Here is a 24544-nt window from a genome sequence, read left to right as displayed (position 1 = left end):
GAGATCAAGTACCGGTGGCTGCCGCTAACCGCCTATGGATCCTTTAACAGGCTCTGTGAAGCGGTCAACAAAGTGTGTAGGGGCTACGGTCACGAATATTCGATTACTTTTGGGTAATCACTTAGTACCGACTAAATCACCATCGTGTTCTGCCACAAAGCTCATGCCGGGGTTGCGCTTAAGGTATTTCTCGATGCCCTGGCGTGAATCCGCATCGCGCAGCCGCACGCCTTCACTTTCGCACCACAGGGCAATGGCGGCTTCGTAGTCTTCAGTGGTCATGGTGCGATAGTGCATTAATGGGGTCTCACTGGGTAATCGTTAGTTAACGCATTGGTGGTCTTGGTCGTTCACTTCAAACAAAACTCATCCGTTATTCTCCCACAGCTGATTAGCAATTATGTACAGCATTCGACTGAGCGCCCGACGAGCGCGTCCGAGAGGTCGGGGCCGGGGTGCAGGCGGCCCGGCCAGCGCAACACCATGATCGCCAGAACGTTGCGGTGCTCACCACCCGCCAGCCCCTTTTCCCCCGAGGGCGATGGGATGATGCCGCTGACCGGGTCCACCGCTGCCACCAACGCCTCACGCACCCGGCCCACCAGCGGGTGGTCCTCGCGGCCGGCAAGCTGGAAGGCCAATGCCACCTCGGCTTGGATATCGGCCGTGGCCCGGCCCATGATGCCGGCCGTTTCCCGCTCCAGCGCTTCCAGCACCCAAGCGTGCACCTCCGGGGCCACCTTCCGCTGGTAGTAGCGGCTATCAGCGATGACGAAATGAGTCAGCCCATAGAGCCAGTTACGGTACTCGGCGTCGTCGAGCTCGGCGACGCGATCAGGCGGGTAGCGGCGTCGGAAGGCCGCCTCCACCTCCCGGCGCAGGTCCATCACGCCGAGCTGGTGCAGGAAGTACGAATAGTTGGCCACTTGTGCAGCATAGATCCCGATCACCGCGGGGTCGGTCAGGAAGGCCGCCCAGTTGACCTCTGCTTGGTAGCCCAGCGCCCGCTCGTGGTCCTCAATGGTCGGTAGCAGGCCGTAGTACTCGGCCTGAACCAGCCGGAACAGCAGCCCTCGGGCGAAGGCGATTTCCCCCCACTCACCCAGCATGGCGCGCCGGTCGCGCTGCTTGGCCGTGCGCTGCAAGTAGTTAGCAATGATCGCCTGACTGCGGGCAGCTGCGTAACCGGGCTCGGCCAGGTCGACGATGTCTTCCTCGAGTCGCATCAGTAGGCGCTCGCCGTAGGCATGATTGAGAGCCCGCCAACGCTGCTCGCCCGTCAGGCGGTAGAGCCGCTGGGCAAAGTGGCGCTGCTTGTCCTCGGACAGCGTCGGCAGCGCCTGCTCGTAGATTTCCTGGATGGCCAGACCGGCATCGCGCTGGACGTCACGCTCGGCATGCGGCTCCATGGCGGCGCAGCCGGCCAACGCCAGCACGATCATCAATGAAATGAGCTTTCTCATGCCGACCCCTTGGTGGTGTTCACTATCGATAGGCCATCATTGCACAGTTGATGAGCAATGATGTACAAGCATCCGTAATGCTACCGGCATAAGCTAACGCTGTGTTTCGAGTTAGTGTGACTAATCAGGAGGGGCGGCATGTGTAACGCAAGCCGGTTTCAACTCATCTATTAGTATTGGGCTGGGCAGGTACTGCATGGATCAATCATGAAGCACTCATCGTGTTAAGCGCATTCGGGCTGGCGATGTTAGCTGCGGGCGCACCCGGCAGCTATATCATGATTGGCAGCGTGGTAGGCAGCCGTATTAAAAACCCAGGCGTCGTTAAGGGCTTCAACTGGCTGATGGCAGCTTTGCTGGTGGCCGTGGCGCTTTCGATTGGTGTTGAGCATGTGTGGGCACCGCTTACTGCCCGAAGCTGATGCCCAATCGCAGGGCTTGTAGGCCGTCGAATTCGATACTGACTTCGTCAGAGAACAAGGGATGGCCCTGCACTATCAAATCCAGCGTCGCCTGAGAACCGCGATAAGTGACGCTCACTTCAATGTTCGCAATCGTGTTAATAGGCGCTAGCACTCCATACTCAATGTTATCCACGCTAACTGCGGAGAGGCCGCGGTCATCCAACTGCTGCTGAACTTCCCGTTCAACGACAACGCCGTAATAGAAGTAGATACCGGCATAGCCAAGCGCTAACAATACAACCAGTGAAAAGAGCTTTCCCATTATTTCTCTCAGTTTTATAGAATCTTAGGGGTGTCAGCAACGATCATTAGGGCACGTAACCCTCGATAAATACTATTTGATATCAAGCATGCTTACGTCGTTTTCTGCCAATGCGACACGTCTTGAATGCTTAGGCGGCTGTGGAAAGTGTGCTGTACACCATAGCGCTCGGCATTTGTCAGTGACAGCAGATTGTTAGGCCCCGGCGCCATATTGAGGGCGAAGCAGGCAGGGATAAACAGCAGCAGCGTGGTCAGGTTCATGAAAATCGCCTCTCTGGTATCGCAGCAAAGCCCTTCATTAACATTAGACTATCTGCCCAAGTGTTTAGATTAGCTGCTCACGAAGGCTTGTCTCAACCTTTGATACCCTACAGAGGCGATACATTTCCCAACAACAGCGTTAATCGGTAAGTAAGGGACGTATACCCTGATCAGCAAACTTGCGGCTCATTCACCTCGCGGCACGCCCTGACGCTTTCCGCCAATTCACTTACCAGGCCATGGACTCGCTCTACGGCTTCATCAGGTGTATTGGCATTTTCGATACAGTCGACGAGTGCAGAGCCAACGACGACTGCATCACTGTAGCGGCCAATGATGGCGGCTTGTTCGGCCGTGCGGATGCCAAAACCAACGGCAATGGGTAGATCGGTATGTTTGCGTAAATCACTTACCGCACCTTCCAGCCTTTCAGGCGTCGGCGCGTTGCCACCGGTCACGCCCGCCACAGAGACGTAGTAGATAAACCCGGAGGCGTTGGCCAGTACTTTCGGCAGGCGCTTGGCATCGGTGGTCGGCGTGGCCAGGCGGATAAAATCAATGCCATGGTTTGCCGCTGGCTGGCAAAGCTCTTCGTCGTGTTCAGGCGGCAAATCGACCACGATCAAGCCATCTACTCCGGCCTTGGCGGCATCAGTCAAAAAGCGCTCAACGCCATAGCAGAAAATGGGATTGTAGTAGCCCATCAGCACGATGGGCGTGGTGGCGTCTTCTTCGCGGAAGCGGCGCACCATTTCCAGCGTTTTGGCTTGGGTTTGGCCGTTATTCAAGGCACGCAGCGCGGCTTTTTGGATAGCGGGGCCATCGGCCATCGGGTCGCTAAACGGCATGCCGAGTTCGATGATATCCACTCCCGCTTTTGGCAACCCGTGCAACAAGCGGCGTGAGGTCTCGGCGTCCGGGTCGCCAGCGGTGAGGTAGCTGACCAGCGCCGGGCGGTTTTGCTGCTTGAGCAAGGCAAAGCAGTTTTCAAGACGAGAGGAATGGGTCATGACGTTCTCCTGTGTCGCGCTCATAGCTGTTTAACCCCAAATTTTTCACCAAGGTGATGGGCCACGCTCATCATGTCTTTGTCGCCACGACCACTGAGGTTGACTACCATGAGATGCTCACGGGGGAGCGTGGGCGCGCGCTTGGCGACTTCTGCCAAAGCGTGCGCGGTCTCCAAGGCGGGAATAATGCCTTCCTGACGGCAGCAGACTTGAAAGGCTTCCAGCGCTTCGTCGTCGGTGGCAGACACGTACTCAACCCGTTTTTGTTCGTGCAACCATGCGTGCTCTGGCCCGATGCCGGGGTAATCCAGCCCGGCGGAAATTGAGTGAGCGTCGGTAATTTGGCCATCTTCGTTTTGCAGCAGGTAGGTGCGGTTGCCGTGCAGTACACCTGGGGTGCCACCGTTTAGGCTAGCTGCATGCAGGCCGCTTTTTACGCCCTTGCCGCCCGCTTCAACGCCAATCATCTTCACGTCTGGGTCGTCGAGGAACGGGTAAAACAGACCGATGGCATTGGAGCCGCCACCCACGCAGGCCACTAGCGAATCCGGCAGGCGACCTTTTTTCTCAAGCATCTGGCTGCGGGTTTCGTGGCCAATCACCGCTTGGAAGTCGCGCACCATGGCGGGATACGGATGCGGCCCAGCCACAGTACCAATGATGTAGAAGGTGTCATCAACGTTAGTTACCCAGTCGCGCAGCGCCTCGTTCATAGCGTCTTTGAGCGTGCCAGTGCCGGAGGTGACAGGGATGATCTCTGCGCCCAGCAGCTTCATGCGAAATACGTTAGTCTGCTGGCGTTCGATGTCCGTTGTGCCCATGTAGATCACGCAGGGCAGGCCAAAACGCGCCGCCACTGTCGCCGTGGCCACGCCGTGCATGCCCGCGCCTGTTTCAGCGATAATACGCTTTTTACCCATCTGCTTGGCTAACAGTACCTGACCAATGCAGTTGTTAATCTTGTGGGCGCCGGTGTGATTCAGCTCTTCTCGCTTGAGATAAATGCTGGCGCCACCAAAGTGCTCGGTCAGCCGTTCGGCGAAGTAGAGCGGGCTAGGCCTACCTACGTAGTCGCCCTGAAAATAGGCCAACTGGCGCTGGAATTCCGGGTCGTTTTTGGCGGTGGTGTATTCGTCTTGCAGCTCTAAAATCAACGGCATGAGGGTTTCGGCGACAAAGCGGCCACCGAAGCTGCCAAACAGGCCATTGGCATCGGGCAAGCGCTTGGATAGGTCTACAGGTTGATTCATCACGACCTCTGGGTGCGAATTAAACGATGTGATGAAGGTAGCGCAAGCAGACGGGAAGAAAAATCGATAAGATATCGACTACCCGTGAGTTTTAATCAACAATCAGCCCGGATACCCAATGCAGAACAGTATGCCGCCCCTTAGCGCCTTGCGCGCCTTTGAAGCCACCGCCCGGCTGGGCAGCGTGACCGCCGCGGCAGATGAGCTAAGTGTGACCCACGGGGCGGTTAGCCGCCAGTTAAAGAGCCTGGATGAACATTTTGGTGTGCCGCTATTTGCCAAAGCAGGCCGGGGCATTGTGCTTACTCAGCATGGTGAGCGGCTGCAAAGCGGCTTGAGTGAGGCGTTTACAAAACTGCGTGATAGTTGCGCCGCGCTCAAGCGTGACGTGGAAGAGGCACCCTTCACCCTGGCCTGCCCTGGCAGCCTCTTAGCACGCTGGTTGATCCCACGGCTGGATCGCCTGCACCATGAGTTACCCGAACTTAAATTAAAAGTGGTGGTGAGTGAAACCGAGCAGCCCGGCAAACAAACCGATGTCAGCGCCACCCTGGCGTTTTCAGAGCCCCCCTGGCCCGACGATGTGGCCGTAATCGAACTCATCCCCGAGCAAATCTGTGCGGTCATTAGCCCGCAACTGGCCGCACAATGCGACCCCACCAATCCAGCAACGCTATTTGACCACACGCTGCTGTTCACCACCTCGCGCCCTCAGGCGTGGCCGCATTGGGCCAGTGCGCAAGGGCTTGAGCAGTCACAGCTTGAAGCGGCGCTACACCAAGGCCAGGGGTTTGAGCACCTTTACTACCTGATGGAAGCGGCCGTGGCGGGGTTAGGCGTGGCGATTGCCCCCACGCTATTGGTGGAAGACGACCTTAAGAGCGGGCGGCTGATTGCGCCCTGGGGAAGTATCGAAACCCCCGCCCGGCTGTGCCTGTGGTTGCCCGGTCAGGCGAACTTACTTACTCGCCCCCGCAGAAGCGAGCCGCTGGCGGAATGGCTCAGGCGCGAGCTTGGGAGATAAATGCGAAGGCGTTAGTGAGGCTGCGTGTTATCCAGAAGCTTGTGACTCGCTTCGGCTTTCAACCGTTCAACCAGCCAAACTTTGATAATAGATTGGCGCGTAACGCCGATACGGGCGGCCTCACGATCCAGAGACTCAACCACCCAAGCAGGGAAATCGACGTTGATGCGCTTTTGTTCCTGATTGATGCGACGTGCAGTAGATAGATCAAGATCATCCACTATGTCTTCGCTGCCTTGGTCAAATTTTTTGTCAAAGTCGTTAGCTTTCATAGAGTTCTACCTCTCTTTTCCGGGAGCGCCTTACCGAAATGAGTCGAATTCGTTCATTTCTATAGGTGATGACAGCAGACCAGTGTTTATCACCAATCAGCACTACAATCAGAAAACGCGGCTCATCGTCGGATTTAGCCTGAATTTCCAGCAAATCAGGGTCATTCCAAAGCGCCTGAGCCTCTAGAAAATTGATTCCATGCTTTATCCGATTGGCTGCACTTTTGTCATCATCATACTCAAAGTCGCTCATGAGTATAAATTATTCCCTTTCTACTCAAAACCCAAGGTAGCCCAGCCAAACCCAGCGAACCGTTGTCAAAATGGCTGCAGCGGGAGTTGGTGGCATCAAATGAATAGCAGCGACCCACCTTGGTAAGATAAACGCGCATAAGCTATAATCGTACGGTATTTCCGTACATTATGGTGACGTTATGGATATTATTAGTGTTAACAAATTCAGAGACAACCTGAAAAGCGTAGTAGAACAAGTGATTAGCCGGCACGAACCCTTAAAAGTAACTCGTCGGGCCGGAGAGGCGTTTGTGGTGATTAGCGCTGAAGACTGGGAAAGAGAGCAAGAAACGCTGCATGTGCTTCAGAACCGAGACCTCATGCAACAAATTGCGGCTTCTCTAGATACCCATAGCCGTGGTCAAGGATACCAACCTGATAATGAGCAGATGAATGAGATCACTGGTATTTGAGGGCCGTACGTGGGAAACCTACGAAAAAATGCGTGAAACAGATAAGAAGCTGCATAAAGCGCTCTGCAAACTCTTGAAAGAAATGCTCCGCTCTGACGATCCAACGGCTGGTATCGGAAAACCGGAGCCACTCAAACACAATCTTTCTGGCTTGTGGTCAAGGCGCATTTCACAGAAAGACCGGCTGATCTACCGGTTCGATGAAAAAGCTATTTATATTTTTGCCATCGGTGGGCATTACGATCAGTCCTGATAAGATTTATTTGATAAAGAGCAGCATGCCCCTCATCACAATCAAGTAGATAGGCTGCTCAGGATGCTGATCGTACTCGGGTGTTTGCACACCGCTGAGCACTTTTAGCGACTACTTCACCCGCTCAAGCGTTCACGGTTATTGCCAACCAACTCAGCCAGAAAATCCGCCACGGCCCGAACGCGACCTGATTGGGTGAGATCCGTTTGGATAACAAGGTAGATGGGCTGATCCACGCCAATATCAGCAGCGATACAGTCCAGCCCGGCCTCCAGCGCCAGAAAGTGCGGCAGTACCGCGATCCCCAGCCCGGCTTTGGCCGCCGCTAGCTGGGTCGCCAATGATGTGGTGGTCAGCGCCGGTTCGCGACCTCGTAGAACTCGTTCAACCCACTGGGCGGCGGGCAAATGCGCTTGCGTGTCGCCCCAGGTGATAAAGGCATCCGTGTCGAAATCGCCCGCGTCATGATGAGCCTTGCGCTGCGCTGTATAGCCGGGGCTGGCGTATAGCCCGAACCCCAGCATGCCCAGCCGCCGAAGGGTGACGTTGCCCCGCTCGGGTTTGACCATTCTAAGCGCCAAATCGGCGTCGCGGCGGTGCAGGTTGACGGTGTTGATATCGGTCACCAGCTCAAGCCGGATGCCAGGGTATTGAGCATGAAATTGTGGCAGTGCGGGCAGAATTAGCGCCATAGCCAGGTTTTCAGCAGTCGCCAAACGCACGCTGCCGCTTAGCTGCGAGGCGCGGGAAACACCGCTGGCAAAGGCCGTCGCTGCAGCCTCCAAGGCTTCGGCTTTCTCAAGGAGCCCTGCTCCTTCCTCGGTAAGCTGGTAGCCCGATTGCTGGCGTACAAACAGCGGCAGCTTTAAAGCGTTTTCCAGCCGCTCGATACGCCGGGAGAGCGTGGCGATGCCGAGGTGGAGTTCCGCTGCCGCGCCGCTCAAAGTGCCATGGCGGGCCACCGCCAGAAAGGTGCGTGTGTCATCCCAGACCCACCCGCGGGGCATCTGTTTTTCAAAACTGGAAAATGGCTTACCGAACTCGTTCATTTTTTTCATTATTGGATAGTGCCACGCTGTTATTGCGCGTTTCAACAAGAGCTCGATAACGGCTCACGCTCTCTTGATGGGCAATGGTTTCGTAAGTCATTACAGGAGACATAGTATGCAAAAACGTACACTGGGCACCGACCTAACCGTTTCCGCCGTTGGCTTAGGCTGCATGGGAATGAGCGAGTTCTACGGCCCCCGAGACGATAGTGAGTCGCTACGGGTACTGGCGCGGGCGGTAGAACTAGGCATCGACTTTTTCGATACGGCGGATATGTACGGGCCACACCATAACGAGGAGCTGATTGGCCGCTTTCTCGCCAGCCACAAGCCAAACGTACGTATCGCCACCAAGTTTGGCATTGTTCGCAACCCTGGTGAGTATCAGCGTAGCCTGGACAGCAGCGCCCAGTATGCCCGCCAAGCTTGCGTGGCGTCGCTGAAGCGGCTGGGCATCGAACAGATCGATCTATACTACGTTCACCGCGTTAACCCGGAAACGCCTATTGAAGAGACCATGGAGGGCTTGGCGCAACTGGTGAAAGAGGGAAAAATTGCCCACATTGGCCTCTGCGAGGTTAGCGCAGAGACCCTTCGTCGAGCCCATGCGGTACATCCCGTCACCGCCGTGCAAACCGAGTATTCGCTCTGGACGCGGGACGTTGAACAAGCAGTATTGCCCACCTGCCAGGAACTCGGCATCGGCTTCGTGCCCTACTCTCCGCTGGGCCGTGGCTTCCTGACGGGTAAATTTCAGGATATCAGCGATTTCGGCGAAGACGATTTTCGTCCTAATCTGCCGCGCTTTTCTGAACAGGCCATGGTCGCCAACCGTCGAATTGCCGATGTGATCGGCGAAGTGGCAGTGCTCAAAGGCTGCACCCCGGCGCAGCTTTCGCTGGCTTGGCTGCTTTCTAAGGGCGACAACATTGTGCCGATTCCGGGCACTAAACGATTGCGTTATCTTGAAGAGAATGCGGCAGCAACGTCCATAACCCTAACCGCCGATGAACAGCAACAGCTTGAAAAAGCCACTGCACGCCTTCCGGTCATCGGTGAGCGTTATACACCGGAAGGCATGAAGGGGGTTAATGCGTAAGGCCAGATGGCTTGGCTGATATTTAAGCGCCCACCTTTACGCCTTGCCAGCCATATTGCTCGACCAACGCTTTTAACTGCTTGGGGCGGTAGCGGGCGTCGTTCTCATAGCGGGCTTTTACGCTGGGGTGAATCAGGGTGGGTTTGTCATCGATGACCAGCGGCCGGTCCAGCGGCTGCTTGAAACGGTAGACGTGCTTGCGCGAATGGTGAAGCTGGGCGCGAGTGCCGTCGGTAAGGTTGTCGTGAATATGCGGCTCGGTTAACAACCCGGCGGCGTTGGCTTCGTCGAGCATCCAGGCAAGCGGGGTGTCAGAGGCATGGTTGCCATTTTTGTCCGGCTTATAGGAGCCGCCAATGTCTGCGTGCACTCCCGCGAACCAGACCTGCTTTAAATCCACCCCGGGCCGGGGCGTCCACACGGTGGGCGTGAAATCTTCGCGCCGCTCATCGATGGCCATGGCGTGACGGGCAACGGCGACGTTGGCCCCCATTTTAGTGTCATAGAATTCGTCGGTGCCGTTAAACAGGCCCATGATGCTGATTGGAATACCTAGCGCGCCCACGGTGTCCCACACGCCGATAAAATGCACGTCGCGCTGAGCGTAACTGTGCCTGTCACGAAACCGAATGGCTGCCTCGCCTCGAGGGTGATGGCTCTTTTTCGTGCTCTTGTAGATATTCCAGGCCTCGGTAATCAGCCGCGCATCGGAGCGTTTGAGAATACCGCAGTTGTTGATCAGCCCGCTTAGCGCCCTCACCGTGTACGCGCCCCGACTAAACCCGAACAGGTAGATATGATCGCCAGGGGCGTAGTTCTGCACGATGTAGCGGTAGCCATCCAGAATGTTCTTGTGGATCCCCGATCCAGTGGACCCCGCGATGAGGCTGTTGTGGTACGAGCCCAGCCCCCAATCGTAAAATACGTGCTGCTTGATGCCTTCCGCTTGCGGGGTCACGGACCGGGCAAGCTTCAACACATTGGTGGGGAAGTCGGTGTTTATATCCTCTTCTGGCCGGTTCCAGGTGCCGTCGGCGCATACCACGATGTGGGCCATGGGGTGCCTCGTTATAAAAAGGCCTCGTAGCGGCCATGTTTGCCAGCATTGACGGTAGAAGGCATCGGTAATCGCCCACAAGTCCGGCGTTAGGCGATGCTCGACCTGTCGGGCGGTGTCGGTATAAAACGTATTATTTAGCGTAGTGCGAAAAAGTAACCCGAGTCCAAGCCCCGCCAAATAGCATGCTCTGCTAGGTGGTTCACGTCTGGCGGGTGACCACTCCCGAGAGGTCGTTTGCCAAGTCTCTATCAAGAAAGGAGAGCAGACTCTCTTCTCCCAGCGGCCGGGAGATGAAGAAGCCCTGGACGGTATCGCAGTTCATGGCGATGACGGCCTGAAGGGTCTCTTTGTCCTCTACCCCTTCAGCGGTCACCGTCAGCCCCAGCTCGTGGGCAAGGGCGATGGTGGAGCGCACGATGATTAAGTGGCGTTCATTGGTAAGCATGTCACCCACGAAGCTTTTGTCTATCTTGGCCTCATCAACAGGAAACTCGCTCATGTAAGAGAGCGATGAATAGCCAGTACCGAAGTCATCCACCGAGAAGCGGGCGCCAGCATCGTGAAGCTTGGAGAGCACATCGCGGGTGCGCGATGCATCGCGGATGAAGCCGGTCTCGGTGATTTCCAGCCAGAGACTGCATGCCAGCATCGGCGACGCCAGGCGCTGGATGATGAAGTCGACCAGTTCAGGCTCCATGAGATCCTGGGGCGCCAAGTTAAGACTGACTCGAAAGCCCCTGGCACCAAGACCCGTGCGCTCCAGCATGCTGCTGGTCTCTTCGATCACCCAGCGCGTGATCCAGTGTGTCAGTCCGGCCTGTTCCAGCATGGGAATGAAACGCCCCGGAGGCACGATGCCTAAAGTGGGATGGCGCCACCGGATTAACGCCTCGGCATCCCGCACTTGTCGGGTTTCAATATCCAGCTTGGGCTGGTACTCAAGGAACATGTCGCGGGTGCCATGACGACGGAAGTCCTGCAGCAGGAGCAGGTCGTCGATATCCGGCTCAAGATCCGTACTGTAGGTTACCCAACGGCGATGCGACTCTCGGGCCACCGACACAGCCAAGACACCACAACGAATCACTTCGTCGGCACCGTCACCCTCTGCGAGGTTTGCTTCGTTGACAATGCCGACGACGAACATGGGGTCGAGATCGACGGCGCCAAGGGTTAGCGGCTCGGTTAGGCGCCTAACTATGTCGTTGCCCTCCAGCGGCTTTCGCGTGGCAATGGCGAAGAGCCCCGAACCGAAATCGCCGAACAGGAGGCCATCCTGAGACGCCATCAGTCGGCCAAAGGCTTTTTGTAACGCCTGCGCGACTTGGTAGCTGAAGGCAGTGATCAGCTGCTCGAGATTGACCAATTGGATCAGGGCGACACTCGGTGACCAGTCGGGCTCGGCTTCGATCAGCCCGTCGAGCTTAGTTATGAAAGCGTTGCGATTAGGCAGCCCGGTGAGCATGTCGTGCTCAACCCGATACTGAAGCTCGTTCTGCAAGGATCGACGAGTTTCGAGCTCCCTCGAAAGGAGACGGGTCTTGCGGCTTACCTGGCGGCGTAGCAACCAGGACCAGAGGTAGCCGCCGATGCCCAGCAGCACCAGCGGCAGCGCTATTAAGGCCAGGGTTCGCAGGTGGTCGCGCCAGGTGGACGGCTGCCACTCCATTTCGGAAAGCCAGTCCGCGTGTATCTCGAAATAGGTACCCTTGGCTTGCAGTAGCCCCACCTGCTCCTCAAGCCACGCGTGCAGGTCATCACGCCCTTGGCTGACGGCGAATGCGTAGGCCCTGGGCCAGAAGGGTGGGCTGACCTGATGGATATCAAGGGCTTCTTCGGCGATGACATGACGCGCAGTGTGGGAGGCGACCAGGGCAATATCCGCATGGCCTTCGGCGACGGCCAACAAGGCGCTTATAATGTCCTCCTGAGGTATCAGCTCTCCCTGGGTTTGGTTCTCGATCAGACGATTCTGCGCATAGCCACCTTCCACAACGGCCACTCGCATGCTGGATAAGTCATCTGGATTCTTCTGGATCATGTCAGGCGAGGACGCATAGATGCCGTGTGCCACGTGATAGATCGGGGCAGTGAAGTCGAATCGCTCCTCTCGCTCTTCGGAGACGAAAAGCGCCACTACATCGGCCTCGCCTGTTTCCACCGCCTTGATGGCCCGATCCCAGTTCATTAGCCGGTGCTCGGCCTCAAGGTTCTGCTGATCGGCAATGGCATTTTGGAGATCGATCACGAAGCCCCGAGGCTCGCCGCTGTCGTCGAGCCACTGGAAAGGGGGATAGTCGTCGGAGCCTGAGAATACCAAAGGAGAAGGGGTCGGTGCAGCGAGAGACACCGATGAGGTCATCGTCATCGCCATCGCCATCGCCAGACTAGCCATTCGCAGGCAAGCCCTGCGTATTCCATCACCTTGTATAAGCCCCATGGAGGCCTCGCTTTTCTAGTTAGCATTCGTCTAAAAAGACGGGTGACCTTCAGGGTATACCATCCGCTATAGCTCACCTAACGGCGAGGATCAGCCGTTCCTGCCTTCCCCGGAAAAGGCAGATACAGGTGATTTACCCGTTGACTAGCGTGGAAAGCAAAGGCTTAGGGTTTCCTATACTGCATATGTCACTGCAGACGTCTCTCTATCGCAATTACTTTAGATGATGCGAATTAACCAGTCTAAGCATGGCGAACTGACGGAGACCACGGGCAACCACCGATAATAAGGAGGCTTTACCATGGAAAAGCAGGCGCCAGAAGAAGAAACCCGCGACCGGCTAAACCCAACCGTATTTTTCGGTTCAGCTATTGGGATCGTGATTTTTGCGCTCTGGACTATGTTCTTCACTGATCAGGCGGAAGGCGCAATCAACAGCGTATTGGGATGGGTTTCAAATACCTTCGGCTGGTATTACTTTCTCACCGTAGTGGCCTATCTGGCGTTCGTCATCATTATCGCCGCCTCTCGCTTTGGGGATATTCGGCTTGGTCCCGACCATTCCAAACCGGAATTCAACATCGTCTCCTGGGCCTCCATGCTTTTTTCCGCAGGTATCGGCATTGATTTGCTGTTCTTCTGCATCGCGGAACCGGTCACGCAGTTTCTGGCGCCGCCCCAGGGTGAAGGCAGCACGGTGGAAGCAGCCCGCCACGCTATGGAGCTGACCTTTCTGCACTGGGGGATTTCCGGCTGGGGCATCTATACCCTGGTGGGCATGTCTCTTGCCTACTTCAGTTACCGACACCAGTTACCGCTGACCATTCGCTCTGCGCTGTACCCCATTTTCGGCAAGGGAATTCACGGCCCTATCGGCCACGTGGTGGACATTGCCGCGGTGCTGGGCACAGTATTCGGTATTGCCACTAGCCTGGGCATCGGGGTCATCCAACTAAACTATGGTCTGAGCACCATGTTCGGCCTGCCCGATAGCACCTGGGTGCAGGCGGTTCTGGTCGTGCTGATTGTGGTATTCGCCACCTTGTCGGCGGTGAGCGGTGTGGAAAAAGGCATCCGTCGCCTGTCGGAATTCAACATGCTGCTCGCTGCCTGCCTGGTTATCTTCGTGTTGATCGCAGGTCCCACCGTATTTCTGTTGAATGCGCTGGTAATGAACATTGGCGATTACTTCACTAACTTTATCGACATGTCGTTCAACACTTACGCCTATGATCAGCCCACCGACTGGCTCAATGGCTGGACCCTCTTCTTCTGGGCCTGGTGGATTGCTTGGGGGCCTTTCGTGGGACTTTTCCTGGCGCGTATTTCGCGTGGGCGTACCATCCGCGAATTCACCCTGGGCACGCTCATTCTACCCATGACCTTTATGATGGTGTGGATGTCACTCATGGGTAACAGCGCCATCGACATGGTCATGAATGGCGCTGAGTCCTTCGGCGAACAGGCCATGAACAATCCGGCATCCTCCATCTATCTATTCATGGAAAGTTTGCCGCTGGCGGGGATCACCACCATTGTGGTTTCCATCCTGGCGCTCGTGTTCTTCGTTACCTCGGGGGATTCGGGTGCGTTGGTGCTGTCAAACTTCACCTCCATTCTTACCGACGTCAACCATGATGCACCGATCTGGATGCGCATTCTTTGGGCGTCTATTATCGGCCTTCTCACCTTGGCCCTGCTTATGGCGGGCGGCTTGACTGCGCTACAGAGTACAGTGGTGATCATGGGGCTGCCATTCTCGATAGTGCTCTTCTTCATCATGGTGGGGCTTTACAAGGCTCTGAAGACGGAGTCGCTCAAACGGCAAAGCCCACGACTAGCCCCGGCAGGCGCTTTCGCTGGCACAGATGCCACCGCGCCAACCTGGCGCCAGCGCCTGAGCCGGGCCATGAGTTTCCCGAACTACAAACAAGTCATGCGCTTTCTTGAGCAGACCGTGAAACCGGCCATGGCTCAGATTGAGCACGAATTGCGCGAACGCGGTTTGAACGCCGAGATCAACGGCTGGGATGACGCTACCCGACACCTGGCACTGAATGTAGATCTGGGCGAGGAAGGCGTGTTCACCTATCAGGTCTGGCCGCGTAAAGCGAGTATGCCCGCCTTTGCCATTCGGCCCCATGCCGAGCACACAACCTGTTACGAGCTTGAGGTGCATCTTGAGGAAGGGGGGCAGGGCTATGACCTCATGGACTACACCCAGGCCCAGATCGTTGAGGACATCCTCGACCAGTACGAACGTCATCTGGTCTATCTGCAGCGGTGCCGGGATGCGCCAGGTGATGTCTCCATGCCGGGCCAGCGCAATCGCAACAGTGAATAAACCCAAGCAGGGAGCAGACCATGAGCGCACAAGACTTCGATCGGGAATTCGATTACGTCATCGTAGGTGCCGGCTCAGCTGGCTCCGTGCTGGCAGACCGGTTGAGCGAAGGCGGTGATCATCAGGTATTGGTACTGGAATACGGTGGCAAGGACAATTCCGTCTTTATCCAGATGCCAATCGCCTTTTCCATTCCTCTGAATAAGCCGCGCTTCGACTGGGGCCTGTACACCGAAGAGGAGCCTGGGCTGAACAACCGCTCTCTCCATCAGGCTCGGGGTAAGGTGATCGGTGGTTCCTCGTCAATCAACGGCATGGCTTATGTCCGCGGCTGCGCAGGCGATTTCGATGAATGGGCCGAGCTCGGCGCACGGGGCTGGAGCTACGCCGATGTCTTGCCCTATTTCAAACGGGCCGAGGACTGTCTCTACGGTGCCGATGACTACCGAAGTACAGGCGGTCCAGTGGGTATTTCCAACGGCAACAATATGCGCAACCCGCTTTACCGCGCTTTCATTGAGGCGGGGGAACAGGCAGGTTACGGCAAGACCGATGACTACAATGGCTACCGTCAGGAAGGTTTCTGCCGCATGGACATGACCGTACGCAACGGCGTGCGCGCATCGACGGCTAATGCGTACCTCAAGCCCGCGCTCAAGCGCGACAACCTCCATCTGGAAATGCATGCGTTGACCCAACGCGTGATCATGGAGGGCCAGACCGCTGTCGGCGTGGAGTATCAGCAACGCGACCAGATCGTGCGGGTTCGCGCGCGTAAGGAAGTCATTGTCTCGGCCAGTGCCTTCAACTCGCCCAAGCTGCTGATGCTCTCCGGCATCGGCCCGGCGGCGCAGCTGCGTGAGCACGGTATTGACGTGGTGCAGGATTTGCCCGGTGTAGGAGAGAACCTCCAGGATCATCTCGAAGTCTGGGTTCAGCGGCGCTGCACGCAAAAGATCACGCTCAACGGCTGGCTAAACCCCGTTGCCCAGGGCTGGATCGGTGCCCGGTGGCTACTCACTAAAACGGGGCTGGGAGCGAGCAACCAGTTCGAATCCAACGGCTATATCCGCAGCCGGGCCGGTCTGAAGTGGCCTGACCTTCAGTATCATTTTCTCGCTGGCGCCATTGCTTATGACGGCTCCAGCGCGGTTAAGGGGCACGGCTTCCAGGCGCACCTGGGCCACAACAAACCCCAAAGCCGTGGCCGTGTTTGGCTGCGTTCCGCAGACCCAGCCGACCCACCTCGGATGCTGTTTAATTATCTTGCCGAGGAAGCCGACAAACAGGCCTACCGGGACGGGTTACGCCTTACCCGCGAGCTCTTCGAGCAATCCGCTTTCGACCCCTACCGCGGCGAAGAAGTTTCACCCGGAAAGGACGTACAGACCGATGACCAAATCGACGATTGGCTCGCCAAAACCGCCGAGACCGCCTACCATCCATGCGGCACCTGCCGCATGGGGGAAGATGACATGGCGGTGGTGGACCCGGACTGCCGTGTGCGCGGCGTGAACCATCTGCGCGTCGTGGATTCGTCCATCATGCCGACGGTCACCAATGGAAATATCAACGCCCCCACGATCATGATCGCCGAAAAGGCGGCGGATCATATCCTGGGCCGAGAGCTCCTACCCCCCTCGCAAGCGAAGGTATATTTCGCCGAGGCATGGGAAGACCATCAGAGACTGGCCGCCCCGGCAAGACAATAGAACTCGGTCGGGTAACGCCTGGGGATACCTATTCGGCAGGCGTTACCCGCAACACCCTGCCATCAGCGCTATCGGTGAGTAGATAAACCGCCCCGTCCGGGCCTACGCGTACATCCCGAATGCGTTCTTCCAGTTCCTCAAACAGACCTTCTACGTCCTCGGCGGTGCCATCGCTCGAAAGGCGTGACCAGGGCACCGGTGTAATCCACGCCGCCGGTGGAGATTGGCCAGCCGTAGTTATTGCCCGCTTCGATGATATTGATTTCATCGCCGCCGCGCGGGCCGTGTTCGTGGGCGATTAGCCGTTGATTGTCGGCATCAAAGACCAGCCCCTGAACGTTGCGGTGGCCGTAACTGTAGATTGCCGTGCGGGCGTCGTCGCGTTCCACGATATGGGCCATGGGGTGCCTCGTTATCAAGGGGCCTGAAAAGTGGCGGCCGTGTGTATCGGAACCAGTGGCAGAAGGCGGCAGTGATTGCCATAGATATGGTGTCAGATACTTTTCTACTTATGCGCTTCCGGTTGCCGACTCGTGTTGCTTGGGGCCATTACTATTTCTCAGCGTAGTGCGAATCGGCAGACCTTGGAAGCAAAGAAATTCTGACCAAGCACGTTTTCATGGTTAGTTAATAATGTCGCTAATTGAGCGTTCGCCGTCCAGCAGCAGAAATTCCTGGTTAACGACGTTCGGCGTTTGTACGGTGTGCAACAGCGCGTGGGCGACGTTAGCCCTGGATATCTGGTTATCCCCGGCTTCCTCGAAGGAGCTGGCAAACCGCTGGCTGGCCGCTTCGTCTGTCAAACGCCCAGGTTTAAGAATGACATAGGGCAGCCCGCTGTTGATTAGGTGGGCGTCGGCGGCAAATTTCGCGGCCATGTAAGGGCGCATTTTTTCGGGCGCTTCAAGCGGCTTTTCCGACCGCATGGCGCTCACCATAATGTAGCGAGAAAGGCCTTTTTGCTTGGCGACATCGGCAGTCCGAATAGCACCGTACAGATCGATCAACAGAGTCTTGTCCGGCCCGGTGTGGGGACCGGAGCCTGCCGTAAAGATCACTTGATCGCAGCCTTCAAAAGCGTGCTCAAAATCGCCTTCTAAATCGCCAATCACGGTATTGATGCCGCGCTCTTTAAACCAGGACGCCTGCTCTTCGCTGCGGATCATCGCCTTAATAGCAGTGCCCGCCTGCTGAGCCTGCTCACAAAACTGTTTGCCAATCTGTCCGTTCGCGCCGATCACTAACGTTGTCATAACGACTCCTATTTCCTTGTGAACTGCTTACCCTTCAGTAAGTGTAGGCACTCCGGCGTAATTCAACCCTGCCAAGAGGAACCCTTAACTTCCAGACGCTGGCCATAATCAGCAGCAGCCTGACCTCGGGCCTACCGTTCCCCTACCGGCGATGTCCGCTGTTACTAGCATAACCAGAAGCCCCACTCGGGTGGCGCTATCCACCGCGTGGGATATCCGGTTTGAGCTGCAGCGAGACCAATCGGCTACTGAGGCGAGCCTTGGGTTTTCCCGATACTTCTAGCGATCCATGCACACCCACTCAATGACGCAGCGGCATCATCATTACGCGTATTCCGATGACTCGCCGTTTGGCTTTCATCCGCGAATCCGTGTAGGGTTATTGATCAAACATTCAATTTAAGGAATTCCTATGCAACGTCGTCCTCTGATTGTCGCCATGTCATTGGGTCTTTTCGCGGGTGCTGCCACGACCGCCGCCTTGGCGGATACCTCGCCGCTGGAGCAGCAGCTAAAAGATCTGCAATCGTTTCAAGTCATCGCCCACCGGGGCGCCAGCGGCCACGCGCCGGAGAGCACCATGGCGGCCTTTGAGATGGCCCATGAGTGGGGCGTCGATTACCTGGAGCTGGACGCCCAGCTAACATCCGACGGCGAAGTGATGGTGTTTCATGATGACGCCATTGAGCGCACCAGTGACGGCGAAGGCGCGATCAACGACTACACCCTGGAAGAGCTGAAGGCGCTGGATACCGGCACCTGGTTCAACGAGGAAAACCCCGATAGCGCCAGCGCTGACTTTGCAGGGGCGCAGATGCTTACCCTGGACGAGCTGTTCGAGCACTTTGGTCACGATGCCCGCTACTACATCGAGACCAAGTCGCCACAGCTGAACCCGGGCCTGGAAGAAGCCCTGGTTGAAAAGCTGGAAGAGCACAACATGATCGAGAACGGTCGCGTCCTGGTGCAGTCTTTCGAGCAGGACAGCCTGTTGAAAGTGCAGGAATTGAACGACGACGTGCCGCTGATTCAACTGGTGTGGTACTACCCCAGCGAAGAAGACGATGCGAAACTGGTGGAGTGGACAAACGTGACGCCGGGCCCCGCCGAGATTACCGATGAAGACTTCCAGGCAGTCGCCGACTACGCCGTGGGTATTGGCACCAACTACCTTTACGACGGTCGGCAGGTGATTGACGCCGACTTCATCCAGCAAGCCCAGGCAAACGGCCTGCCGGTGCACGTTTATACCATCAACGAAACCGATGAAATGGAGCGACTGATGGAAATGGGTGTCAACGGTCTGTTCACCAACTACCCTGACCGTCTGCTAGAACTCGTCGAGTAACCACCGCTTCACGCGCTATCACACCCGGCCACGGCCGGGTATTTTTTTGCGCCTCACTTCAGGCCAAGCTGCTCGATCACCTTCGCCACCCTTTCCCGGGCGCTGCCCTGCAGCGTCTTGAGCGGCAGGGGCAAGCATGGGTGACTGACCCTGCCCGTGATTTCGGCCATGGTGGCAATCACCCTCAGGCTGCCGCCGTAGTCGCGGTAAAGCGCCCACAGCGGCTCTAGCGCCTGGCTTTTGGCCTGGGCGGCGTTTGTATCTCCGGCCTGAGCCGCCCGGGTAATCGCCAGTGCCGTCTTGGGGAACAGGCCGCCCAGCACGGAGTACCAGGCATCGCAGCCGGCATTGAGGCCTGTGGCGGCCAGCGGGTCGCCGCTGATACCGATGGTGACCTCGGCGGGAATCAGCGCACGCAGCCGTTCGACGCGCGCCCGGGTGGTGTCCAGGTCGCCCGCGACGGGCGGAATCTTGATGGAGCGCACCGACGGAAGCTGCGCGATGCGGCCATGCAGCGCATCGCTGAAGGCAAAGTGCGTGGTGCCGGGGTTGTCGTAGACGCACAGCGGCACGCTGAGCGACCGCCCTACCGTTTCATAGAGGTCAAAGACCTCTTCATCGGTGAGCGATTGATAAGACATCGGGGCCAGTAGCACCCCGCTGGCGCCAGCCTGCTGAGCGTTGTCGGCATGGATCAGCACATCGCGGGTGCGCAGCGCACCAATGCCGATGATCACCGGCACTCTACCTGCCGCGCTTTCCACGGCAAGGCGAGCAACACGGGCACGCTCCTCAGGGTTTAAGTAGGCATAGCTACCGGTGGAACCCAGCGCGCCGATGGAGTCTACGCTGGCCTCGGCCAGATGCTCCACCAGCCGGATGAACGCACGTTCGTCTAGCCCTTGTTCATCCATAGGGGTGAGCGGAAAGGCACTTAGGCCGAGAAACAAAGTAACAGCTCCTTTTAAAATGGGTCACGCTAATAGCATCGTCTGCTTTAGACTTCGACTGTACCACTCTTTCGGTCATCGGGTTGAGACGAACACTTAAAATCACTAACCGTTACACTGGTAAATTTTTCCAAGAAAAACACCAGCGTTTCCGGGTAGCGAAAGCGCTCTTCAAAGCGCTCTTGGTCGTCTTGCCTTCGCCGGGTGACACTCGCTTTGTAGCCATCGCTTGATTTTGTTACCTGTACTTTATTCTCTTGCTTTGCGTCTCGTTTAACGGCGGTTAAGGGAGATCCTCCGTTCAGCAATGTCTCTAGCTGACGCGCAGCGTCTCTTTCCTGAGTAGACGCCCACAGCGGTTGATCACGATCGCCGTAACGATACAACATGATCACTAGCATGACGGAGAAGATGCTACTGCTCAGCATCCAGGTCAACAAAACGCTTGAGAGCGGCATTGTCAGTACGATGGCCACCTGCACCACAATACCGACTGCCAGAATAATCGCCAAAGGACGCCACATGCGTGGATTCATAAACCCGCGTTTGAGAATATAGCCCCATAGCCCGACCACTGCCAGCGCCCCTAAAAGTAGGTGCACAGGCGCAAGCAGCGTTCCACCGCCAGCCACGATAGCAATGACACCAATCACCAGCATTAGGGTATAAAAAGCTGCCAAAAGACGGTAAGCGCGGTCTAAGTTCATCAGTCAGTCTCCATGCGGGGTGGCCGACATCAGCGGTGAAGCATCGGCTTTTTTATTTAAATATAGTCAATAGTGGCGATTTTTCCTGCTCAGCCCGCCACGACCTACGCGAACTTACAGCCCCTGCGCGCCTCGGCGTAACCAGTCGTGCACAAATGCAAGCTTACGCCGGGCCGTCTCTGAGAGTACGAAAGGATACAAATCCGGCAGCCCCATGGATCGGTTAACATGATTAACCCCCACAGTGAGCTCCGCTGCCACATAGATCAAACGCTCAGCGTCTGGCTCCGCATAAGGCTCCCACTGGGGGCCAGGCAATTCCGGCGAAGACAGGTTTGATGCTGCAAAGCTATCGGCAATATCGGTTAAATGCAGCAGGTGCGCGGCCGTTTCTGCCCAATCTTCGTGGGGATGGGCAGAGGCGTAGGTGGTTAGAAAACGCGCTTTCCAATCAGGCGGCGGCCCATATTGATAGTGGCGCTGGAGAGCGGCCTGATAATCCTGACGCTCATCGCCAAACATCTCACGAAAGGCATCAAGAAAATCTGCACGCAGGCTTAGCCGCCACCAAAGCATATGCGAAATTTCGTGGCGCATGTGGCCAATCATCGTCCGATAGGGCTCGTCTAATGCCTCTCGACGCGTGGTCACTAGCACAGGGTCAACCTCTGCCACGCTGATGGTTACCACCCCTTCGATATGCCCCATCGGTACCGGCGTAGCCCCCTCGGCGAGCAAATGAAAGACCGGAGGCGCACCGGGATCTTCCGGGCGAAACCAGTGCCAACGGCCCAGGTTATCCAACACCCAGCGTTTAGCCGCTTCGGTTTGCGCCCAGTTGGGAATCGCATTGGGAAGGCTGGGGTCGGGCGCCAGGGCGGTCATGGCACAGGAGCGGCAAAAAGCCCCTTCTTTGGGGGCTATCCAATTGCAGCCGATAACATCCCGATTAATACAGAAAGGCGGCATGGGGACAAAAGCACGCGCCTGGGGATCATAAGCAACGGGCGTGCCCTCAGCTGTTGCGAGGTTGTCGAACCAAAGAGAGCCGGAGCCGACAGGGTTTGAAAATACGCGCATACGGTGAAGCTCCTGAAAGCGAGAAAAAGAGAACCTCCGACAGAGCGTCCTCTTTTTTCAAAATCCTATTAAAAGTGTGCAGTGCTCCCTAGTTCCTATCAACACCAGTTCATCTCAAAACTAGGGCATCTAACGTTATTTCATTTCAAAGCCACGCTTGACCAGAAAATCACGCATGTGAGGACGCAGCTTGTTATCGAACAGCGGAGTAAGATTGTGCGACCAGTCGGTGTTTTTATTGCTGCTACTACGCGCCTGATAATAAGCCTGCATGGTAGTGTCGAAAGCTTTGACCTGCTCACTGTCACCAGTGTAGTAGTCTTCCTTGAGAACCGCCTCCACCGGAAGGCGGGGCTTCACTTCGGGATCATGTTCTGGATAGCCAAGGCACAGACCAAATACTGGGTAGACGTGGGCGGGGAGACGAAGCAGATCGCTAATCGCTTGAGGGTTATTGCGAATGCCGCCGATATAGCAAATACCCAGCCCTTCGGATTCAGCCGCCACCACCACATTTTGTGCCATCAAGGCCGTGTCAACGGTAGCTACCAACAATTGCTCGGTCATACCGCGAACCACATTGGCACCCGTGCGCTCAGAAGCGTCTGTCGGCCGTTTCATGTCGGCGCAAAATACCAAAAAATCTGCGCAGTCGGCGATATACCCTTGCCCACCGGCCAGCTCTGCAATTTGTTCCCGATTGGCTTGATTTTTCACATGGATAACGGTGTAAGCCTGGACATGGCTGGACGTAGCGGCGCCCTGCCCAGCCTGAATCAGTTCCAGCAGCAATTCACGGGGAATTGGGCGATCGCTGAATTTGCGAATCGAACGGTGAGATTTCAACAATTTAATAACGTCGTTCATGGCGCCTCACTTTTCTGGGTAATTCTTAGCAAGTTAACAACTGGATATAGGGTAACAGATTTGTAAAAGATGACAGAATTGGCTGAGTGGCTTTAAAAACAGACTACAGCAAATGCATGATCGCGCCGCGCACGCCGCGTTGCTCTATCCATAATTTGCCGAGCGTAATAGGTAGCTTGAATCGGCGCTTTCCCGCCGCTCCTGGATTGAAAAGCAGCATTCCCGCCTGGTATTCATTGCGGGGTTTATGAGAGTGGCCATGCAGAAGTGCATCACACGTCGTTTTCGGATCGAAATCCTCTAAGCGGTGAACAAGGTGCAGGTGTTTTTCATTCACAATGATGTCCTGATGTATCGGCAAACCCGCCGCCCATTCAGCCGTATCAATATTGCCCTTTACGCAGTGCACTGGCGCCAGTGTCTTCAAATGTTGCAAGATCGTTTTATCCACTTCTTTGTTGCCCACATCTCCCAAGTGCAGAATGAGTTCACACTCCTGCAGCAAACAGAGTGCTTCATCGCGCAGCAATCCATGAGTATCGGCAATCACCCCAACGGGAGAATTAACGCTATAGCGCGGCATTGACAGACTCATTACCCCCCCCTTGTTAGCGGATAAATCGTGTCATTCTAGTTTTTTTGCTAGAACGCTATCAAAAGTTGCTTACCAAGGCCGATACCTAAGTTATCAAATAGCCAGCGATGGTGAGTTATTGATTAGATTTTCATTGTCTATCTAATAAGTTAGGCATCAGCAAGCTATACTACTAAAGCTGTAAGTTGATAACTGACACTTGATGGAATAATAACGACGCCAGGAAGCCGATATGACTAATACCCCTCCAAATGCACCCGGGCAAGAGTGGAATGCCAGCGACTATGCCCATAATGCGAACTTTGTCCCCAAGCTAGGCAGCGAAGTGGTCAAGTTATTGTCACCCCAACCCGGCGAGCGTATTTTGGATCTTGGCTGTGGCGACGGCTCATTGACTGAGCGACTCGTCCAACTAGGCGCCGATGTGCTGGGCGTAGATGCTTCAGAAGGTATGGTAAATGCGGCACGCGAACGCGGCATTACCGCCCGTGTCATTGATGGCCATCAGCTGCCTTTTGACCATGAGTTTGACGCGGTATTCAGCAATGCGTCACTGCATTGGATGCTTGACCCGCAGGCGGTACTGGCTGGCGTTAAACGGGCCTTAAAACCCGGAGGGAGGTTTGTGGCCGAGTTTGGAGGGCATGGCAATGTGGCGGCTATTTGTACGGCACTGATTGCAGCGCTTCAATTTCGCGGTATTAGTGCCCGCGGCCGCCATCCCTGGTATTTCCCCACGCCCCACGAGTACGGCCAGATACTGAGAACAGTCGGTTTCCAGGTAGACAGTATTGAGCTAATTCCTCGCCCCACGCCACTGCCTACCGGCATGATGGGATGGCTAGAAACGTTTGCCAGCCCTTTCTTGCACGGCCTTGACGAAGACGTACGCGAGGCTGTTTTGGAAAATACTTTGACGCTGTTAGGCCACAGCCTAAAAGATGAGCAAGGCAACTGGACAGCAGATTATGTACGGCTACGCGTTTCTGCGCGCGCATAAGCGATAACTGCCTTTTTAGGTATAAAAAAGCCGCCGACGATAAGTGCGCTTATCATCGGCGGCTTTTAGTTA

Annotated in this window: 27 protein-coding genes and 1 pseudogene; 9 read left to right on the top strand and 19 right to left on the bottom strand. The window is 56.2% G+C overall.

Translation table 11 applies throughout. The features are described 5' to 3' along the window. Positions 1–117 precede the first annotated feature (117 nt). Positions 118–297 (bottom strand): hypothetical protein, encoded by a 180-nt coding sequence (locus RZA33_RS17630; RefSeq protein WP_317509015.1) that lies wholly within the window; start codon positions 295–297, stop codon positions 118–120. Between the two features lie 101 nt (positions 298–398). Further along, on the bottom strand, positions 399–1463 hold the full coding sequence (locus RZA33_RS17625) for a DUF3541 domain-containing protein (protein ID WP_317509014.1): 1065 nt from the start codon (positions 1461–1463) through the stop codon (positions 399–401). 221 nt (positions 1464–1684) lie between these two features. On the opposite strand from RZA33_RS17625, the gene RZA33_RS17620 reads away from it, so the two are divergent. Further along, on the top strand, positions 1685–1885 hold the full coding sequence (locus RZA33_RS17620) for a hypothetical protein (RefSeq protein WP_317509013.1): 201 nt from the start codon (positions 1685–1687) through the stop codon (positions 1883–1885). On the opposite strand, the gene RZA33_RS17615 is transcribed toward RZA33_RS17620, so the two are convergent. The 4 genes and pseudogenes from RZA33_RS17615 to trpB form a co-directional block, all read right to left on the bottom strand. Next, positions 1869–2189: a hypothetical protein gene (locus RZA33_RS17615; protein WP_317509012.1), complete on the bottom strand. Its 321-nt coding sequence runs from the start codon at positions 2187–2189 to the stop codon at positions 1869–1871. The genes RZA33_RS17620 and RZA33_RS17615 overlap by 17 nt on opposite strands. 152 nt (positions 2190–2341) lie before the next feature. Beyond that, a pseudogene (locus RZA33_RS17610) lies at positions 2342–2452 on the bottom strand (LysE family translocator); the annotation flags it as partial. Between the two features lie 170 nt (positions 2453–2622). Then, the gene (gene trpA, locus RZA33_RS17605; RefSeq protein WP_317509011.1) at positions 2623–3462 is read right to left on the bottom strand and encodes a tryptophan synthase subunit alpha; all 840 of its coding nucleotides are present in this window, start codon (positions 3460–3462) and stop codon (positions 2623–2625) included. A gap of 20 nt (positions 3463–3482) precedes the next feature. Beyond that, positions 3483–4712, bottom strand: coding sequence for a tryptophan synthase subunit beta (trpB, locus tag RZA33_RS17600; RefSeq protein WP_317509010.1), 1230 nt, complete (start codon positions 4710–4712; stop codon positions 3483–3485). Positions 4713–4830: 118 nt separating this feature from the next. Here trpB and RZA33_RS17595 point away from each other — a divergent pair, with 118 nt between their 5' ends. Beyond that, positions 4831–5736 carry a LysR family transcriptional regulator gene (locus RZA33_RS17595; protein WP_317509009.1) on the top strand — a complete coding sequence of 302 codons (906 nt, stop codon included), beginning with the start codon at positions 4831–4833 and terminating at the stop codon, positions 5734–5736. A gap of 11 nt (positions 5737–5747) precedes the next feature. Here RZA33_RS17595 and brnA read toward each other — a convergent pair whose 3' ends face one another. After that, the gene (gene brnA / locus RZA33_RS17590) at positions 5748–6008 is read right to left on the bottom strand and encodes a type II toxin-antitoxin system BrnA family antitoxin (protein ID WP_317509008.1); all 261 of its coding nucleotides are present in this window, start codon (positions 6006–6008) and stop codon (positions 5748–5750) included. Next, positions 5998–6261 carry a BrnT family toxin gene (locus RZA33_RS17585; protein WP_317509006.1) on the bottom strand — a complete coding sequence of 88 codons (264 nt, stop codon included), beginning with the start codon at positions 6259–6261 and terminating at the stop codon, positions 5998–6000. Before RZA33_RS17585 ends, brnA begins: the two co-directional genes overlap by 11 nt. Before the next feature lie 181 nt (positions 6262–6442). Here RZA33_RS17585 and RZA33_RS17580 point away from each other — a divergent pair, with 181 nt between their 5' ends. Both RZA33_RS17580 and RZA33_RS17575 read left to right on the top strand, forming a co-directional pair. Next, the gene (locus RZA33_RS17580) at positions 6443–6715 is read left to right on the top strand and encodes a type II toxin-antitoxin system Phd/YefM family antitoxin (RefSeq protein WP_027960080.1); all 273 of its coding nucleotides are present in this window, start codon (positions 6443–6445) and stop codon (positions 6713–6715) included. Beyond that, entirely contained in the window at positions 6696–6968 is a 273-nt protein-coding gene (locus tag RZA33_RS17575; RefSeq protein ID WP_317509004.1) for a Txe/YoeB family addiction module toxin, read from the top strand. Before RZA33_RS17580 ends, RZA33_RS17575 begins: the two co-directional genes overlap by 20 nt. A gap of 116 nt (positions 6969–7084) precedes the next feature. On the opposite strand, the gene RZA33_RS17570 is transcribed toward RZA33_RS17575, so the two are convergent. Then, positions 7085–8026, bottom strand: coding sequence for a LysR family transcriptional regulator (locus RZA33_RS17570; RefSeq protein WP_317509003.1), 942 nt, complete (start codon positions 8024–8026; stop codon positions 7085–7087). 106 nt (positions 8027–8132) lie between these two features. On the opposite strand from RZA33_RS17570, the gene RZA33_RS17565 reads away from it, so the two are divergent. Continuing rightward, the gene (locus RZA33_RS17565) at positions 8133–9116 is read left to right on the top strand and encodes an aldo/keto reductase (protein WP_317509002.1); all 984 of its coding nucleotides are present in this window, start codon (positions 8133–8135) and stop codon (positions 9114–9116) included. A 22-nt stretch (positions 9117–9138) separates the two neighbouring features. Here the strand turns inward: RZA33_RS17565 and RZA33_RS17560 are convergent, their stop codons facing one another. Continuing rightward, entirely contained in the window at positions 9139–10173 is a 1035-nt protein-coding gene (locus RZA33_RS17560; RefSeq protein ID WP_317509001.1) for a DUF2235 domain-containing protein, read from the bottom strand. Positions 10174–10375: 202 nt separating this feature from the next. Next, positions 10376–12571: a putative bifunctional diguanylate cyclase/phosphodiesterase gene (locus tag RZA33_RS17555; RefSeq protein WP_322976221.1), complete on the bottom strand. Its 2196-nt coding sequence runs from the start codon at positions 12569–12571 to the stop codon at positions 10376–10378. 346 nt (positions 12572–12917) lie between these two features. Between RZA33_RS17555 and betT the strand changes: the two genes are divergently transcribed. Both betT and betA read left to right on the top strand, forming a co-directional pair. Further along, positions 12918–14960 carry a choline BCCT transporter BetT gene (gene betT / locus RZA33_RS17550; RefSeq protein WP_317508999.1) on the top strand — a complete coding sequence of 681 codons (2043 nt, stop codon included), beginning with the start codon at positions 12918–12920 and terminating at the stop codon, positions 14958–14960. 20 nt (positions 14961–14980) lie between these two features. Next, positions 14981–16672: a choline dehydrogenase gene (gene betA / locus RZA33_RS17545; protein ID WP_317508998.1), complete on the top strand. Its 1692-nt coding sequence runs from the start codon at positions 14981–14983 to the stop codon at positions 16670–16672. Between the two features lie 28 nt (positions 16673–16700). On the opposite strand, the gene RZA33_RS17540 is transcribed toward betA, so the two are convergent. The 3 genes from RZA33_RS17540 to RZA33_RS17530 form a co-directional block, all read right to left on the bottom strand. Beyond that, on the bottom strand, positions 16701–16868 hold the full coding sequence (locus tag RZA33_RS17540) for a PQQ-dependent sugar dehydrogenase (protein WP_317508997.1): 168 nt from the start codon (positions 16866–16868) through the stop codon (positions 16701–16703). After that, positions 16810–17073: a PQQ-dependent sugar dehydrogenase gene (locus RZA33_RS17535; RefSeq protein WP_317508996.1), complete on the bottom strand. Its 264-nt coding sequence runs from the start codon at positions 17071–17073 to the stop codon at positions 16810–16812. The genes RZA33_RS17540 and RZA33_RS17535 overlap by 59 nt, the downstream gene beginning before the upstream one ends. Positions 17074–17295: 222 nt before the next feature. After that, positions 17296–17925, bottom strand: a complete 630-nt coding sequence (locus tag RZA33_RS17530; RefSeq protein ID WP_317508995.1) for an SDR family oxidoreductase — start codon at positions 17923–17925, stop codon at positions 17296–17298. Positions 17926–18337: 412 nt separating this feature from the next. On the opposite strand from RZA33_RS17530, the gene RZA33_RS17525 reads away from it, so the two are divergent. Continuing rightward, a complete protein-coding gene (locus tag RZA33_RS17525; RefSeq protein ID WP_317508994.1) occupies positions 18338–19273 on the top strand; it encodes a glycerophosphodiester phosphodiesterase family protein in 936 nt (311 codons plus the stop codon). Between the two features lie 53 nt (positions 19274–19326). Here RZA33_RS17525 and RZA33_RS17520 read toward each other — a convergent pair whose 3' ends face one another. The 5 genes from RZA33_RS17520 to RZA33_RS17500 all read right to left on the bottom strand — a co-directional run bounded on the left by RZA33_RS17520 (position 19327) and on the right by RZA33_RS17500 (position 23460). Beyond that, positions 19327–20223 (bottom strand): dihydrodipicolinate synthase family protein, encoded by an 897-nt coding sequence (locus RZA33_RS17520; protein WP_317508993.1) that lies wholly within the window; start codon positions 20221–20223, stop codon positions 19327–19329. A gap of 47 nt (positions 20224–20270) precedes the next feature. Further along, complete coding sequence (locus RZA33_RS17515; protein ID WP_317508992.1) at positions 20271–20930, bottom strand: hypothetical protein; 660 nt, start codon at positions 20928–20930, stop codon at positions 20271–20273. Between the two features lie 114 nt (positions 20931–21044). Further along, on the bottom strand, positions 21045–22010 hold the full coding sequence (locus RZA33_RS17510; protein WP_317508991.1) for a zinc-binding metallopeptidase family protein: 966 nt from the start codon (positions 22008–22010) through the stop codon (positions 21045–21047). A gap of 135 nt (positions 22011–22145) precedes the next feature. Further along, positions 22146–22877 carry an oxygen-insensitive NADPH nitroreductase gene (gene nfsA / locus RZA33_RS17505; protein WP_317508990.1) on the bottom strand — a complete coding sequence of 244 codons (732 nt, stop codon included), beginning with the start codon at positions 22875–22877 and terminating at the stop codon, positions 22146–22148. 103 nt (positions 22878–22980) lie between these two features. Continuing rightward, positions 22981–23460: a metallophosphoesterase family protein gene (locus RZA33_RS17500; protein WP_317508989.1), complete on the bottom strand. Its 480-nt coding sequence runs from the start codon at positions 23458–23460 to the stop codon at positions 22981–22983. Positions 23461–23704: 244 nt separating this feature from the next. Between RZA33_RS17500 and RZA33_RS17495 the strand changes: the two genes are divergently transcribed. Continuing rightward, a complete protein-coding gene (locus RZA33_RS17495; RefSeq protein ID WP_317508988.1) occupies positions 23705–24472 on the top strand; it encodes a class I SAM-dependent methyltransferase in 768 nt (255 codons plus the stop codon). The last annotated feature ends 72 nt before the right edge of the window (positions 24473–24544 follow it).

This window comes from Halovibrio sp. HP20-59 (assembly GCF_033052795.2).
GTDB lineage: Bacteria > Pseudomonadota > Gammaproteobacteria > Pseudomonadales > Halomonadaceae > Vreelandella.
Note: the sequence above shows the minus strand (reverse complement) of the source record. Positions and strands in the feature narration are given on the sequence as shown.

Coding starts and splice junctions, on each gene's coding strand:
- RZA33_RS17630 (WP_317509015.1), bottom strand. CDS start 297: ATGCACTATCGCACCATGACCACTGAAGACTACGAAGCCGCCATTGCC.
- RZA33_RS17625 (WP_317509014.1), bottom strand. CDS start 1,463: ATGAGAAAGCTCATTTCATTGATGATCGTGCTGGCGTTGGCCGGCTGC.
- RZA33_RS17615 (WP_317509012.1), bottom strand. CDS start 2,189: ATGGGAAAGCTCTTTTCACTGGTTGTATTGTTAGCGCTTGGCTATGCC.
- trpA (WP_317509011.1), bottom strand. CDS start 3,462: ATGACCCATTCCTCTCGTCTTGAAAACTGCTTTGCCTTGCTCAAGCAG.
- trpB (WP_317509010.1), bottom strand. CDS start 4,712: ATGAATCAACCTGTAGACCTATCCAAGCGCTTGCCCGATGCCAATGGC.
- RZA33_RS17595 (WP_317509009.1), top strand. CDS start 4,831: ATGCAGAACAGTATGCCGCCCCTTAGCGCCTTGCGCGCCTTTGAAGCC.
- brnA (WP_317509008.1), bottom strand. CDS start 6,008: ATGAAAGCTAACGACTTTGACAAAAAATTTGACCAAGGCAGCGAAGAC.
- RZA33_RS17585 (WP_317509006.1), bottom strand. CDS start 6,261: ATGAGCGACTTTGAGTATGATGATGACAAAAGTGCAGCCAATCGGATA.
- RZA33_RS17580 (WP_027960080.1), top strand. CDS start 6,443: ATGGATATTATTAGTGTTAACAAATTCAGAGACAACCTGAAAAGCGTA.
- RZA33_RS17575 (WP_317509004.1), top strand. CDS start 6,696: ATGAGATCACTGGTATTTGAGGGCCGTACGTGGGAAACCTACGAAAAA.
- RZA33_RS17570 (WP_317509003.1), bottom strand. CDS start 8,026: ATGAAAAAAATGAACGAGTTCGGTAAGCCATTTTCCAGTTTTGAAAAA.
- RZA33_RS17565 (WP_317509002.1), top strand. CDS start 8,133: ATGCAAAAACGTACACTGGGCACCGACCTAACCGTTTCCGCCGTTGGC.
- RZA33_RS17560 (WP_317509001.1), bottom strand. CDS start 10,173: ATGGCCCACATCGTGGTATGCGCCGACGGCACCTGGAACCGGCCAGAA.
- RZA33_RS17555 (WP_322976221.1), bottom strand. CDS start 12,571: ATGGCTAGTCTGGCGATGGCGATGGCGATGACGATGACCTCATCGGTG.
- betT (WP_317508999.1), top strand. CDS start 12,918: ATGGAAAAGCAGGCGCCAGAAGAAGAAACCCGCGACCGGCTAAACCCA.
- betA (WP_317508998.1), top strand. CDS start 14,981: ATGAGCGCACAAGACTTCGATCGGGAATTCGATTACGTCATCGTAGGT.
- RZA33_RS17535 (WP_317508996.1), bottom strand. CDS start 17,073: ATGGCCCATATCGTGGAACGCGACGACGCCCGCACGGCAATCTACAGT.
- RZA33_RS17530 (WP_317508995.1), bottom strand. CDS start 17,925: ATGACAACGTTAGTGATCGGCGCGAACGGACAGATTGGCAAACAGTTT.
- RZA33_RS17525 (WP_317508994.1), top strand. CDS start 18,338: ATGCAACGTCGTCCTCTGATTGTCGCCATGTCATTGGGTCTTTTCGCG.
- RZA33_RS17515 (WP_317508992.1), bottom strand. CDS start 20,930: ATGAACTTAGACCGCGCTTACCGTCTTTTGGCAGCTTTTTATACCCTA.
- RZA33_RS17510 (WP_317508991.1), bottom strand. CDS start 22,010: ATGCGCGTATTTTCAAACCCTGTCGGCTCCGGCTCTCTTTGGTTCGAC.
- nfsA (WP_317508990.1), bottom strand. CDS start 22,877: ATGAACGACGTTATTAAATTGTTGAAATCTCACCGTTCGATTCGCAAA.
- RZA33_RS17500 (WP_317508989.1), bottom strand. CDS start 23,460: ATGCCGCGCTATAGCGTTAATTCTCCCGTTGGGGTGATTGCCGATACT.
- RZA33_RS17495 (WP_317508988.1), top strand. CDS start 23,705: ATGACTAATACCCCTCCAAATGCACCCGGGCAAGAGTGGAATGCCAGC.